The sequence below is a fragment of the Hyphomonas sp. genome (genome assembly GCF_041398385.1).
Taxonomy (GTDB): domain Bacteria; phylum Pseudomonadota; class Alphaproteobacteria; order Caulobacterales; family Hyphomonadaceae; genus Hyphomonas.
In genome coordinates this window covers 29,462-41,777 of record NZ_JAWKUW010000007.1, presented here as the reverse complement: position 1 = coordinate 41,777, position 12,316 = coordinate 29,462, and the positions used below count along the sequence as shown (strand labels likewise).

Sequence of the window (12,316 nt, the reverse complement as noted above, 5' to 3'; positions counted from 1 at the left end):
CTCCTGTCTAAAGTCTTAGATGTGAGCCTTGATGTGCGTCACGGCGTCGCCGACGGTGCGGATGGATTCCTGCACATCGTCCGGGATCTCGATATTGAATTCTTCTTCGAAAGCCATGACCAGTTCGACGAGGTCCAGGGAGTCGGCGCCGAGGTCGTCGATGAAGCTTGCGCTTTCGACCACTTTGTCACCATCCACGTCGAGATTATCGACCACAATTTTCTTCACACGTTCAAGAACGTCAGACATGAGTACCTCTCTAGAAATGCCTGAGGACTGGCCCGAATTCCGAACCATTGTGTTGCGCCTAGCACACAGTGGTGAGAACCGCCAAGCCTTTGTATCAACAGAAACTGATATGCGTCAGATCATCGCCATGCCGCCATTCACGTGCAGGGTTTGCCCCGTGACGTAAGCGGCTTCGTCGGATGCGAGGTATACCGCAGCTGCAGCAATATCCCCGCCCTGCCCGAGACGCGCCGCCGGAATCCGTCCGAGCAATGCCTCTTTCTGCGCGTCCGGCAGCACATCGGTCATGGGCGATTCGATGAAGCCCGGCGCGATCGTATTGGCGGTAATGCCGCGGCTCGCGACTTCCTGTGCGATCGACTTGGTGAAGCCGATCATGCCGGCCTTCGACGCGCAGTAATTCGTCTGCCCCGGATTGCCGGTCACACCGACAACCGACGTGATCCCGATGATGCGGCCGTGACGGCGCTTCATCATGCCCCGGATCACACTCTTCGTGAGTCGGTAGTAAGAGCCGAGATTGACGTTCAGAACATCGCTCCAGTCGTCATCCTTCATCTGCATCAGCAGCTTGTCGCGGGTGATGCCGGCATTGGCGACGAGAATGTCGAGCGGGCCGACGACCGCTTCCGCCTTGGCGACCAGCCCGTCGACCGATTCCGGGTCGGACAGGTTGCAGGTCACGACCGCGCTTTCGCTTTTGAGGGTTGCCGCGACTTCATTCAGCACGCCTTCGCGCGTGCCGGAGAGAACGACCTTCGCGCCTGCGTCGGACAGGGCTTTCGCGATTGCGCTACCGATGCCGCCGGAGGCGCCGGTGACGAGAGCTGTACGGCCAGTCAGATTGAACATGGGATTATCCCTTCAAGGCTTGAGCGAAGGCTTCGAGATCCTCAGGCGTGCCGAGGGTAAAGCCGTTCAGTGATTTCTCGATGCGGCGCTGCATCACGGTCAGCACTTTGCCATTGCCGACTTCGCCGGTCGTGTCGACGCCGTTGGCGACCATGTATTGCACGCTTTCGGTCCAGCGCACGCGGCCGGTGACCTGGGTGACGAGATTTTGCCGGATGGTTTCCGGGTCCGTCACCGCCGTCGCCGACACATTGGCCACAACCGGAACGACAGGCGCCTTGATGTCCGTACCGGCCAAAGCTTCGGCCATCGCATCGGCGGCGGGTTGCATCATCGAACAATGGAATGGGGCAGACACGTTCAGCGCCATCGCCTTCTTCACCCCGTTCGCCTGCGCCCAGGAGCAGGCGGCATCGATTGCCGCCTTGGTGCCCGAGAGCACCAGCTGGCCGGGGGCATTATCATTCGCGAGTTCGCACACGCCGCCCACTTCGCGCCCGGCGGCGCAGGCGGCCTCGGCCTGAGCCACGTCCGCGCCCAACAGGGCCGCCATCGCGCCCTCACCCGGCTTCACGGCGGACTGCATGGCATTTCCGCGGATTCGAAGGAGGCGGGCTGTATCCGCCACAGAAATCGCATTCGCGGCGGCAAGCGCCGAATATTCCCCGAGAGAGTGTCCAGCGACATAGGCCGCGTTCGCCGCCGAAATGCCGAACTCGGCTTCCAGCGCCCGCATTGCCGCCAGCGAATGCGCCATCAGGGCCGGCTGGGTATTGGCGGTCAGCGTCAGCTCCTCGATCGTGCCGTTCCACATCAGGTCCGACAGTTTCTGGCCGAGGGCCTCATCTACGGCGGCAAACACATCCCGCGCGGCCGGGAACGCGTCGGCGAGGGCCCTGCCCATGCCTATTTCCTGGCTGCCCTGCCCGGGGAAAATGAGGGCGAGTTTGGTCATCGGCGATTCTCCCGAGATTTTTGCCGTGCCTAAATGTGCGCGGGCGTGTGCGCAAGCTATTGAAAACCCTTGCAAGATGCGCTTTACACCCGCCTTCACTCGCAGGAATGCGGTCCTTGGTACCCCGGAATGAGCCGGGAGAAGAGGGGCCATCGCCTGGCAGGTTCCCGCTGCCCGGCGCCGCATGCCTCAATTTTGGGAATAAAAACATGGCACTCTATGAGCATGTCGTGATCACACGACCTGACATTTCGCCGGCCCAGGTAGACACGTTTGTCGAAGACCTGACCGGCTTCCTCAAGGACAAAGGCGCAAAAGTCGGCAAGACCGAATACTGGGGCCTTCGTAACCTTGCCTACCCGATCAAGAAGCAGCGCAAGGGTCACTACTCGCTGATCAACATCGACGGCCCGGCTGAAGCGATCCACGAACTGGAACGCCGCCAGCGGATTTCCGAAGACGTGATGCGCTATATGACGATCCGCGTCGAAACCCTGAGCGACGAGCCTTCGCCGGTTCTTTCGCGCAAAGAACGCCGCCGCGACTAGGAGATCGGATCATGGCTCAGAAACTGAACATCACGAACATCCCGGCCCGCCGTCCGTTCGGCCGCCGTCGCAAGGTCGATCCGTTCACCGGGCAAAACGCCCAGGAAATCGACTACAAGGACGTGAAACTGCTCCAGCGCTACATCTCTGAAAAAGGGAAAATCGTGCCGAGCCGCATCACGGCCGTGAACCTCAAGAACCAGCGCAAGCTTGCTCAGGCCATCAAACGTGCCCGCATGCTCGCCTTGCTGCCGTTCGAAGTGAAGTAAGGAGAGACCCCCATGCAAGTCATCCTCCTTGAGCGCGTCGAAAACCTCGGCAAGATCGGTGATGAGGTCAAAGTCAAGAACGGCTTTGCCCGCAACTTCCTGCTGCCGCAAGGCAAGGCCCTGATGGCCAACGACCGCAACCGCGCCCGTTTCGAGCGCGAACGCGAAGCCATCGAAGCGCGCAACGCAGAGGCTCGCGCCGCTGCCCAGACTGAGTCCGAGAAGCTCGAAGGCGCCGTCTTCGTTCTGCTCCGCCAGGCTGGCGACACCGGCCAGCTGTACGGTTCCGTCACCGCCCGCGACATTGCGGACGCTGCAGAAGCCGCCGGCTACCACGTGCCGCGTTCGGGCGTGCGTCTCGACAAGCCGATCAAGGCGATCGGCATTTACGACGTCGCCATCCGCCTCCACGCAGAAGTCACCGTCAACGTGCAGGCCAACGTCGCCCGCTCCGCTGACGAGGCAGAGCGTCAGGCGAAGGGCGAAGACATCGTCGCTGCCCTGCAGGCCGCCAACCAGGCCCTCGCAGACGAGCAGGCCGGCGAACTGGCCGAAGCTGCCGCGGAACGCGCTGCTGAAGGCCCGGCCGAAGAAGAATAAGCCCTTACTGGCATCCATAAGCAAAAGGCCGTCCCTCGGGGCGGCCTTTTCATTTTTGTGAGTGCGGCATCCCCCGGCACCTGCCATTTATCCACAGATGAACGGTGCTTGCTCCGTGCGCTCGCCCCGCAGGTGAGCTAAGGTGGTCCGATGCCTCTCGACGATACGCATTCCCCGTCCTCGACCATCGCCCCCCCGCACAACCTCGCGGCAGAAGCCGCCGTGCTGGGTGCAATCCTGTTCGACAATAACGCGTATCAGCGCGTCGCCGACATCCTGCGCGCTTCCGACTTTTACGCGCCGGCCCATCAGGAACTTTTCGAAGTCTCCTCCATCATGATCCAGCAGGGCCGCATCGCCGATGGCGTAACCCTGCGCGAGCATTTCGAGAAGGCCGAGAAGCTGACCGAGATCGGCGGCGCGCGATACCTGGAACAGCTGCTCGACTCCGCTGCTTTCGGCCCGGAAGTCGGCGACTATGCCCGAATGATCCGTGACCTTGCGATGCGCCGGGCCCTTGTCGGCATCGGCGGAGAACTGCAGGGGCGCGCCCTCAATCCCGGCCCGGAAGAACACGGCGAGCGCCAGATCGAGCTGGCCGAACGCCAGCTGTTCGACCTTGCCGAGCGCGGCGCCTCCGGGCGCGGTTTCACCAGCTTTTCCGAAGCCCTGACCGAATCCCTCAAGATGGCCGAAGCCGCCTTCAAGCGTGAGGGAAAGATTGCCGGTATTCCGACAGGCCTGCGCGATCTCGACGAAAAGCTCGGCGGCCTGCACCGGTCGGACCTTGTCATCCTCGCCGGACGCCCTTCGATGGGCAAGACCTCGCTTGCGACCAACATTGCTTACAACGCCGCCAGCGCCTACAAATGCGTGACGCAGGATGACGGCTCCAAAAAGACCGTAGACGGAGCGATCGTCGGTTTCTTCTCGCTGGAAATGTCAAACGAACAGCTCGCGACGCGTATCGTGGCCGAGCGCACCGGCATCACCACCCACCGCATCCGCCAGGGTGACCTTGAGAAGGGTGACTTCGAAAAGCTCCGTGAAGCAACGGAAGAACTGCAAAACCTTCCGCTCTATATCGACGATACCGGCGGCATTTCGATCAGCCAGCTCGCGGCCCGCGCCCGTCGCCTGCAGCGTTCTGTCGGCCTCGACTTGATAATCATCGACTACCTGCAGCTCATTACGGTTTCGACCGGCAACTCAAATGCCAACCGCGTGCAGGAAATCACCCAGATCACCACCTCGCTGAAGGCGCTGGCGAAGGACCTGAACGTCCCGATCATCGCCCTCTCCCAGCTTTCGCGTGCCGTGGAACAGCGAGACGACAAACGCCCGCAGCTCTCCGACCTTCGCGAATCCGGCTCCATCGAGCAGGATGCCGACGTCGTCATGTTCGTCTATCGCGAAGAATACTATCTTGCCCGCACAGAGCCCGGCGCTGACCCGAGCGATCCGGCCTCGAACGAAAAATGGTCCAAATGGCGCCAGCGCATGGACGAGGTCTACGGCAAGGCCGAATGTATCATCGGCAAGCAGCGCCACGGCCCCATCGGCAAGGTCGAACTCGCCTTCGACTCCAACGTCACCCGCTTCGGCGACCTGTCGAAAGACCAGAAGGGCTATAGCGGCGACTTCGAATAATCGCGTGCGTCACCACGTGGAGTTGCCGTTGGTTTAGCATTAGCTAATATTCCGGGATCTGACCGAGGTTCCGCCATGCCGCCCATATCGGATCATCCGCTTCGCTACATGCTCACAAACGAGCTGCATGCGCGCCCATTCCCGACGCTCGCGGCCCCGGGCCGGGCGACGTATCTTGCCCTGAAGCCCCCCAAGGCTGCAGCGGCGCGCAACCGCGAACTGGAGCGCGCCCACCTGATCGCCCTGCTGGACAGGTTCGGAGCGCCGCACCCCCAGCCGGGTGCCACGCATTGGTCAGGCAGGATCGGCCGGCATTTCCTCAAATGGGAAAGCCATACGGAATTCTTCACCTTCACGGTCTTCGAAGAGGGCCTCGGCGACACGCCCTTTGATCCGGCGGGCTTCGACGTGTTTCCCGCAGACTGGCTGGCCGAGGCGCCGGGCACACGGATCACGTCGGCCCTCATCCGCGTCGAACTTCAGGAAGGCGACGAGGAAATCGATGCGAAGGCTGACCAATGGTTCGTGCGCGACAGTCTCGCGATCAGCCGCATGCTGGACGACAATCTGGTCGTCGCCACCGACTTCCGGATTGACCCGGCCGGCCACACCCGGCTTGCGATCTTCGCCCGCCCCGGCACCGGTGAGCGCCGGATCGGCCGCGTGGTCCAGCGCCTTTGCGAGATCGAGACCTACAAGACCATGTCCATGCTGGGGCTCGCCCGCGCACGCGAACTGTCGCCCGAACTGAACGCACTCGAACAGCGCCTGACCGACCTTGTCGATCATCTGGGAGATGAAAGCGTCAGCTCGGCCAAGACGCTTGAAGCCCTTCTCAAAGTCTCGGCTGGCCTTGAAGGCATGGCGGCGCAGGCATCCTACAGGTTCAGCGCAACCGCCGCCTATGAAACCATCGTCACCCAGCGCATCGAAGTGCTGCGGGAGATCCGCTTCAAGGGCCGGCAGACCTTTGCCGAATTCATGACCCGGCGCTTCGACCCGTCGATGCGCACGGTCAAATCGACGGAGCAGCGCCTGCATACGCTCATCGAACGTGCGGGCCGCGCCTCCGACCTGCTGCGCACGCGTGTAGATGTGGAGCTGTCCGAAGAAAACCAGAAACTGCTCGCCAGCATGGACCGCCGCGCCGACCTCCAGCTCCGGCTGCAGCAGACCGTTGAAGGCCTCTCGGTCGTCGCCATCAGCTATTACGCGCTGAACCTCGTCCTTTACCTCTTTGGCCCTGTCGAAAAGATATGGCACATCGAGAAATACTGGATTGCCGCCATTGCAACGCCAATTGTTGTCTTTGTCGTCTGGCTGATGATCCGCCGCATACGGAAGAGCATGCACTGAGGCGGCACTAGTCCAGCGTATCGCGCAGCAGCTCCAGCGCGGCCATTGCAAACCGCCGCATATTGGCCTCCCTGTCCGCAAGGCCGGTTTCGAGCGTTCGCGACACAACCACCCCGTCAGGGCCAACCACCGCAACGCAGGTGTGTCCCGCCGCATCGCCATACATGTTGCCGGACGGCCCCGCCGCCCCTGTCTCGCACAGCCCCCAGTCGGCACGCAGCTTGTCGCGGATCGTTCCCGCCAGCAGGCGCCCATAGGGCTCGGTCGACGAGCGCATGTCACCAAGGTCTTCCCGGCTGAGGCCCAGCAGCCCCTTGAATGCCTGCCGCGTGTAGATCACCCCGCCGCCCCGGTAATAGGCCGACGCGCCCGGAACCGCGAGCAAGGCCGCCGAGATAAGACCGCCAGCGGAGGATTCCGATATGCCGACCGTCTGTCCCCGTCCCACGAGGCGGGCACCGACGTCTGCGGCAAGCGGCAGGAGCACGTCCATCGGCTACACCCCGCCCAGCCAATCGATCAACAGGCGGTTCACCTCGCCCGGGCGTTCCTGCTGGGTCCAGTGGCCGCAGCCTTCCAGCAGGTGACAACCCTGAAGGTTAGCAAGGTTTGGCCGCATCGCGGCAATGATGTCACCCGGAAACATTTTCAGCACGAGATCGCGCGTCCCGCCAACAAACAGCGAAGGCTGCTGGATCACAGGATTCGCCGGATGAGCCTTCAGGAACGCATGATCGCGATGGTGGTTGCGGTAGCGGTTCAACGGCCCTCGAAAGCCGGACATCCGGAACTGGCTGTCATAATAGGCGACGTCTTCCGCGCTCAGCCATGGCAACGGCATCGGCGGCTCCGGCAGCCGGTGCAGCAGCGTGTCGCCATGCTTCTTGTCGGTCGGCCAGGTGCCGTCCGGCGCATCCCCCGAGACGGCATAATAGAACTTCCGGATCGTTTCGGCCGGGTCGGCTTCCAGCTCAGCCTCGGGCGGGCCGACATCCTGGAAATAGACCTGGTAAAAGAACAGGCCCCGGCTGGTGAAGAAGGCCCGCGCCATATCGATGAACACGGTCTCGCCCATCGGCAGGTAAGGTACTGACAGGCCGGCAACCGCCCGGAACCTGTCTGTATGCAGACGGGCCGTATTCCAGGCGATGGGCGCGCCCCAGTCATGGCCGACGACGACTGCCTTCTCGCCCGGCGACAGAGCCTCGGCAAGGCCCGCAATATCGCCAGTCAGGCTTTCGAGGTCATACGCCTCAATTGCCTCCGGCCGGTCAGACCCGCCATAGCCGCGCACGTCCGGCGCCGCGACGCGATAGCCCGCCTCGCTCAGCGCCCTGATCTGGTGACGCCATGAATACCAGCTTTCCGGAAAGCCATGGACGAGCACGACCAGCGGCCCGTCCCCGGCCGTGGCCACGCGCAGTGTGACACCGTTGGTCTTTACCTGCTCGAAGTGCTGCTCGCTCACGTACCCTCACCACCGATCCATTTGAATTCCGGTTCATCCCACCACGGAAAGAAGCTCGGCATCCCGTCGGACACCTTCACCGGATAGGTCGGCTGGCGTTTTTCAAGGAAGCTCATCACGCCTTCGCGTGCGTCTTCCGTCTTGCCGCGCGAATAGATCGCTGCGCTGTCGACAATATGCGCCTCCATTGGATGGCTCGCCCCCAGCATGCGCCACATCATCTGGCGGGTGAGCGTCGTGGACACGGCGGCCGTATTGTCGGCGATTTCGCGGGCGAGCTTCTTCGCTTCATTCATCAACTCCGCCTGCGGATAGACTGCCTTCACCAAGCCACCTTCCTTGGCTTCCGCCGCGCTGAAGATCCGGCCGGTATAGCACCATTCCAGTGCCTGCTGGATGCCGACAAGGCGCGGCAGGAACCAGCTCGATGCGGCCTCCGGGTTGATGCCCCGGCGGTTGAACACGAAACCAAAGCGCGCCGTGTCCGCCGCAAGGCGAATATCCATCGGCAGCTGCATGGTCACTCCGATGCCGACCGCTGCGCCGTTGATTGCCCCGATCACCGGCTTCAGGCTGGCGAAGATGCGCAGTGTCACGCGCCCGCCGCCGTCCCGGCGAATATCCTCTTCCGACGTGCGGCCTGCTTCGCCCCCGGCCGCGCGCTTGTCATAGTCGAACGTCTTGGCGCCTGACGACAGGTCCGCCCCGGCACAGAAGGCCCGCTCGCCGTGTCCCGTCACGATCACAACCCGGACATCGTCGTCCGCGTCGGTGATGTCGAACGCCTGGATCAGCTCCTGCATCATCTTGCCGGTAAAGGCATTCATGTTGTCCGGCCGGTAGAGGGTCAGCACGGCAATGCCGTCCTCTTTCTCCAGCTTGATTTCCTTGAACTCCCCAAGCGCCGTTGCGGCCATGTCGTGTCTCCCTTTCACTTTGTGTGCAAATCAGGATGGGTTCCGCAGCGTCCGTCAAGCACCTGCAGCCCGAAAGCCGGTCCCGGCTTGACCCGGCTCGCCGGAACGTCCCAAATCCCCGCAACGCCAACCGTTGCCGAAAGATTCACCGTACATGACGCTGAAGCCCCTGATCGCCGCCACCGCCCTTGCCGCTTTCGCCACCCCCGCCCTGGCGGAAACCGTCTACCTGACGGCCGACACCTTCATCGACCCCGCAGCCGGCAAAACGATCCGGGACGCCGCATTCATCATCACTGACGGCAAGGTCACAGCGCGGGGGACCAAGGCGAGCCTGCAGGCGCCCGAGGGCGCGGATGTCATCGAATTCGGCAGCGGCTCGACGGTTATGCCCGGCTTCATCGACATGCACGTCCACCTGACCAGCGACCCGACGGACGGGCCCTATTACTCGCTCGGCTTTTCAGATGAACGCACCGTACTGACCGGCGCAAAGAATGCGCGGCTCACCCTGCTCGCCGGCTTCACCACTGTGCGCAATGTCGGGGCGGACTCCTATGGCGACGTCGCCCTGCGCGACGCGATCAATGACGGCGACGTGCCGGGCCCGCGCATGTACGTCTCCGGCCCGCCGGTCGGCATCGTCGGCGGCCACTGCTCCGACAACAACCTGCTTCCCGAAGAATATCATTCGACAGGCGAAGGCGTGGCCACCGGCCCCTGGGAATTCCGGGCCAAGGTACGCGAAAACATCAAGTATGGCGTCGACATGATCAAGACATGCTCTACCGGCGGCGTCTTCTCCAAGGGCACGGCCCTCGGCGCTGCCCAGGGTACGCTGGAGGAGCTGACCGCCGCCGCAGAAGAAGCGCACGCCCGCGGCCTGAAGATCGCCAGCCACGCGCATGGCACGGTCGGCATCAAGAACGCGATCCTTGCCGGCATCGACACGATCGAACACGCCTCCATCCTCGACGACGAAGCCATCAAGATGGCGAAGGAACGCGGCGTCTGGCTGTCCATGGACATCTACAACACGGAATACACGCTCGCCGAGGGCGAGAAGAACGGTGTGCTGGAGGAGTCTCTCGAAAAGGAACGCTCCATCTCGAAAATCCAGCGCGACAGCTTCACCCGCGCTGTGAAGGCCGGCGTAAAAATGGTGTTCGGCTCTGACGCAGGCGTCTACCCGCATGGCCTGAACGGCAACCAGTTCTCCCGCATGGTCCAGTTCGGCATGACGCCGATGCAGGCACTGCAGTCCGCGACCGTCAACGCCGCCGAGGCGCTCGGCAAGGCCGGCGAAGTCGGCTGCGTCGAAGTTGGCTGCCACGCCGATTTCGTCGCGGTTGAAGGCGATCCGCTGCGCGACAGTACGATCCTTGCAAACATCCGGTTCGTGATGAAAGACGGCACGGTCTACAAGCAGGATGGCGTTGCCAACGGAAACGCCCTTTAGGATCTCTGGCCCATGGAATTTCACGACTTCCCGCCGGTTACGACCTTTGCGGCACCGTTCTTCGTGCTGTCCGTCGCCCTTGAATGGTGGGGGGTAAAATCCGGCCGGCTGCATGGACGCTATGAAACGAAGGATGCGTTCACATCGCTCGCCATGGGCATCGGCAATGTGGTCGTCAACACGCTGACCGCGACCATCTTCTTCTGGCTGCTGATGGTCGCCTGGCCCTACCGCATCCTGACCCTGCCTTACACCTGGTGGAGCTTTGTCGCCTGCTTCGTGCTGTATGATTTCATCTACTACTGGAAGCACCGTTTCGCGCATCGCGCGCGCTGGTGGTGGATGGAGCACGTCACGCACCATTCGTCCGAGCACTACAATCTGACGACGGCGTTGCGCCAACCCTGGTTCGGGCCGTTCACCGGCCTCTACATCCTCGGCCTGCCCATGGTGCTCCTCGGTTTCCACCCCTATCTCATCGGCTTTGTTGCCGGCTGGAACCTGCTCTACCAGTTCTGGATCCACACTGAAGCGATCGACAAGATGCCGCGCTGGTTCGAAGCCGTCATGAACACGCCGTCTCATCACCGCGTGCACCACGCCACCAATCCGCGCTATCTCGACACGAACTATGCCGGCGTCTTCATCGTGTGGGACAAGATGTTCGGCACCTTTGTTCCCGAGCTGAAGGAAGACCCGCCCGTCTATGGCATTGTGAAGCCGGTCGGTTCCTACAATCCCTTCTTCGTGGCCTTCCACGAATTCATCGCGCTGATGCGCGACTGCGCGAAGGATGGCCTCCGGCCCGACAAATGGTTCGGCCGCTTCATCAATGCGCCAGGCTGGAACCCGGACGGCCATCACAACCGCTCCATCGAACTCAAACGCGCCTATGTCGACACCCATCCCGACCAGGCCGGCCTGCCAGGATTGCCGAAATGACCGACACTGAAGCGCTGATTCACCGCTACTACGACGCGTTCAACGCAAAGGACTGGGACGCCATGCTCGGCTGCGTCGCCGAGGATGTCCGCCATGACGTCAACGAAGGCGACGCCCGCGGCGGCAAGGAGAAATTCCGCGCCTTCATCGCCCACATGGACACCTGCTACGACGAATTCCTGACCGACATCACCGTCATGGTTTCAGCCGACGGCAAACGCGGCGCCGCCGAATTCATCGTCAACGGCACCTACAAGAAAACCGATGGCGACCTGCCGCCCGCTCGCGGACAGACCTACCGCCTGCCCGCCGGCGCCTTCTTCGAGATCGAATCCGGCTTCATCCGCCGGGTCACGACCTACTACAATCTCAAGGAATGGATCCGGCAGGTCTCGTGAACGTCCGGCCGCTCTCGGGCCCGGACCTGGAGGCCGCACTTCCCGCCCTCGCCCGCCTGCGGATCGAGGTCTTCCGCGCGTTCCCTTATCTCTACGAAGGCTCCCTCGATTATGAGGAAACCTATCTGCGCAAATTCGCAAAGGCCCGCGACGCCTTCATCGTGGTGGCGGAAGACGACACGGGCACGATCGTCGGCTGCGCTACGGGCTCCGGCATGGACGACCAGCACGGCGAATTCGCCCTGCCGCTGAAGACGGCAGGCCACGACCTCGCCAGCACCTTCTATTTCGGCGAGTCGGTCCTCCTGCCCGGCTATCGCGGTCACGGCATCGGCCATGCCTTCTTCGACGCCCGTGAAGCCCATGCGATCGCCCACGGATACAAGCGGGCCTGCTTCTGCGCCGTCGAGCGACCATCCGACCATCCGGAACGCCCCGCCGGCTACTCCCCGCTCGACCGCTTCTGGAATGCCCGCGGCTACCGGAAGCTGCCCGGCGTCCTGACCCATTTCGAATGGCCGGAAGAGGCCGGCGGGCCGCAGATCAGCCACCCCATGGCCTACTGGATGCGCGAGTTCTGACCCTCTTGCCGCTACGTCCCCTGTGGACGGGCGGCCGGCAGGGATTATGTTCCTCCCAAGACTTGGCAGGTG

At 62.7% G+C, this 12,316-nt stretch carries 15 protein-coding genes; 9 read left to right on the top strand and 6 right to left on the bottom strand.

Annotated elements, in window-relative coordinates; all coding sequences use genetic code 11:
* Window positions 1-15: 15 nt before the first annotated feature.
* The 3 genes from R3C13_RS12900 to fabD form a co-directional block, all read right to left on the bottom strand.
* Window positions 16-249 carry an acyl carrier protein gene (locus R3C13_RS12900; protein ID WP_027839729.1) on the bottom strand — a complete coding sequence of 78 codons (234 nt, stop codon included), beginning with the start codon at window positions 247-249 and terminating at the stop codon, window positions 16-18.
* Window positions 250-363: 114 nt separating this feature from the next.
* Window positions 364-1,101, bottom strand: coding sequence for a 3-oxoacyl-[acyl-carrier-protein] reductase (fabG, locus tag R3C13_RS12895; RefSeq protein ID WP_371311239.1), 738 nt, complete (start codon window positions 1,099-1,101; stop codon window positions 364-366).
* A 4-nt stretch (window positions 1,102-1,105) separates the two neighbouring features.
* Window positions 1,106-2,056 (bottom strand): ACP S-malonyltransferase, encoded by a 951-nt coding sequence (gene fabD / locus R3C13_RS12890; RefSeq protein WP_371311238.1) that lies wholly within the window; start codon window positions 2,054-2,056, stop codon window positions 1,106-1,108.
* 209 nt (window positions 2,057-2,265) lie between these two features.
* Here fabD and rpsF point away from each other — a divergent pair, with 209 nt between their 5' ends.
* From rpsF to R3C13_RS12865, 5 genes are all read left to right on the top strand, one after another.
* Window positions 2,266-2,604, top strand: coding sequence for a 30S ribosomal protein S6 (gene rpsF / locus R3C13_RS12885; RefSeq protein ID WP_371311237.1), 339 nt, complete (start codon window positions 2,266-2,268; stop codon window positions 2,602-2,604).
* 11 nt (window positions 2,605-2,615) lie between these two features.
* Complete coding sequence (gene rpsR / locus R3C13_RS12880; protein ID WP_034815380.1) at window positions 2,616-2,873, top strand: 30S ribosomal protein S18; 258 nt, start codon at window positions 2,616-2,618, stop codon at window positions 2,871-2,873.
* Window positions 2,874-2,885: 12 nt separating this feature from the next.
* Window positions 2,886-3,473 carry a 50S ribosomal protein L9 gene (rplI, locus tag R3C13_RS12875; RefSeq protein WP_371311236.1) on the top strand — a complete coding sequence of 196 codons (588 nt, stop codon included), beginning with the start codon at window positions 2,886-2,888 and terminating at the stop codon, window positions 3,471-3,473.
* Window positions 3,474-3,623: 150 nt separating this feature from the next.
* Window positions 3,624-5,123, top strand: coding sequence for a replicative DNA helicase (locus R3C13_RS12870; protein ID WP_371311235.1), 1,500 nt, complete (start codon window positions 3,624-3,626; stop codon window positions 5,121-5,123).
* A gap of 75 nt (window positions 5,124-5,198) precedes the next feature.
* Window positions 5,199-6,479, top strand: coding sequence for a DUF3422 family protein (locus R3C13_RS12865; protein ID WP_371311234.1), 1,281 nt, complete (start codon window positions 5,199-5,201; stop codon window positions 6,477-6,479).
* Between the two features lie 7 nt (window positions 6,480-6,486).
* On the opposite strand, the gene R3C13_RS12860 is transcribed toward R3C13_RS12865, so the two are convergent.
* Genes R3C13_RS12860 through R3C13_RS12850 form a run of 3 tightly spaced genes read right to left on the bottom strand, consistent with a single transcriptional unit; the run spans window position 6,487 to window position 8,864 of the window.
* Window positions 6,487-6,972 (bottom strand): CinA family protein, encoded by a 486-nt coding sequence (locus tag R3C13_RS12860; protein WP_371311233.1) that lies wholly within the window; start codon window positions 6,970-6,972, stop codon window positions 6,487-6,489.
* A 3-nt stretch (window positions 6,973-6,975) separates the two neighbouring features.
* A complete protein-coding gene (locus tag R3C13_RS12855; protein WP_371311232.1) occupies window positions 6,976-7,947 on the bottom strand; it encodes an alpha/beta fold hydrolase in 972 nt (323 codons plus the stop codon).
* Window positions 7,944-8,864 (bottom strand): crotonase/enoyl-CoA hydratase family protein, encoded by a 921-nt coding sequence (locus R3C13_RS12850; protein WP_371311231.1) that lies wholly within the window; start codon window positions 8,862-8,864, stop codon window positions 7,944-7,946. Before R3C13_RS12850 ends, R3C13_RS12855 begins: the two co-directional genes overlap by 4 nt.
* Window positions 8,865-9,018: 154 nt before the next feature.
* On the opposite strand from R3C13_RS12850, the gene R3C13_RS12845 reads away from it, so the two are divergent.
* The 4 genes from R3C13_RS12845 to R3C13_RS12830 are packed head-to-tail and all read left to right on the top strand — an operon-like array spanning window position 9,019 to window position 12,244.
* Complete coding sequence (locus R3C13_RS12845; protein ID WP_371311230.1) at window positions 9,019-10,323, top strand: amidohydrolase family protein; 1,305 nt, start codon at window positions 9,019-9,021, stop codon at window positions 10,321-10,323.
* A gap of 12 nt (window positions 10,324-10,335) precedes the next feature.
* Complete coding sequence (locus R3C13_RS12840; protein ID WP_371311229.1) at window positions 10,336-11,265, top strand: sterol desaturase family protein; 930 nt, start codon at window positions 10,336-10,338, stop codon at window positions 11,263-11,265.
* Entirely contained in the window at window positions 11,262-11,663 is a 402-nt protein-coding gene (locus R3C13_RS12835; RefSeq protein ID WP_371311228.1) for a ketosteroid isomerase-related protein, read from the top strand. The genes R3C13_RS12840 and R3C13_RS12835 overlap by 4 nt, the downstream gene beginning before the upstream one ends.
* On the top strand, window positions 11,642-12,244 hold the full coding sequence (locus R3C13_RS12830) for an N-acetyltransferase family protein (RefSeq protein ID WP_371311227.1): 603 nt from the start codon (window positions 11,642-11,644) through the stop codon (window positions 12,242-12,244). The genes R3C13_RS12835 and R3C13_RS12830 overlap by 22 nt, the downstream gene beginning before the upstream one ends.
* Window positions 12,245-12,316: the final 72 nt, after the last annotated feature.

Bases quoted from the DNA above. Each gene is read 5' to 3' on its own strand.
- R3C13_RS12845 (WP_371311230.1), top strand. From the start codon at position 9,019: ATGACGCTGAAGCCCCTGATCGCCGCCACCGCCCTTGCCGCTTTCGCC.
- R3C13_RS12850 (WP_371311231.1), bottom strand. From the start codon at position 8,864: ATGGCCGCAACGGCGCTTGGGGAGTTCAAGGAAATCAAGCTGGAGAAA.
- fabG (WP_371311239.1), bottom strand. From the start codon at position 1,101: ATGTTCAATCTGACTGGCCGTACAGCTCTCGTCACCGGCGCCTCCGGC.
- R3C13_RS12870 (WP_371311235.1), top strand. From the start codon at position 3,624: ATGCCTCTCGACGATACGCATTCCCCGTCCTCGACCATCGCCCCCCCG.
- fabD (WP_371311238.1), bottom strand. From the start codon at position 2,056: ATGACCAAACTCGCCCTCATTTTCCCCGGGCAGGGCAGCCAGGAAATA.
- R3C13_RS12860 (WP_371311233.1), bottom strand. From the start codon at position 6,972: ATGGACGTGCTCCTGCCGCTTGCCGCAGACGTCGGTGCCCGCCTCGTG.
- rplI (WP_371311236.1), top strand. From the start codon at position 2,886: ATGCAAGTCATCCTCCTTGAGCGCGTCGAAAACCTCGGCAAGATCGGT.
- rpsF (WP_371311237.1), top strand. From the start codon at position 2,266: ATGGCACTCTATGAGCATGTCGTGATCACACGACCTGACATTTCGCCG.
- R3C13_RS12830 (WP_371311227.1), top strand. From the start codon at position 11,642: ATGGATCCGGCAGGTCTCGTGAACGTCCGGCCGCTCTCGGGCCCGGAC.
- R3C13_RS12835 (WP_371311228.1), top strand. From the start codon at position 11,262: ATGACCGACACTGAAGCGCTGATTCACCGCTACTACGACGCGTTCAAC.
- R3C13_RS12900 (WP_027839729.1), bottom strand. From the start codon at position 249: ATGTCTGACGTTCTTGAACGTGTGAAGAAAATTGTGGTCGATAATCTC.
- rpsR (WP_034815380.1), top strand. From the start codon at position 2,616: ATGGCTCAGAAACTGAACATCACGAACATCCCGGCCCGCCGTCCGTTC.
- R3C13_RS12865 (WP_371311234.1), top strand. From the start codon at position 5,199: ATGCCGCCCATATCGGATCATCCGCTTCGCTACATGCTCACAAACGAG.
- R3C13_RS12840 (WP_371311229.1), top strand. From the start codon at position 10,336: ATGGAATTTCACGACTTCCCGCCGGTTACGACCTTTGCGGCACCGTTC.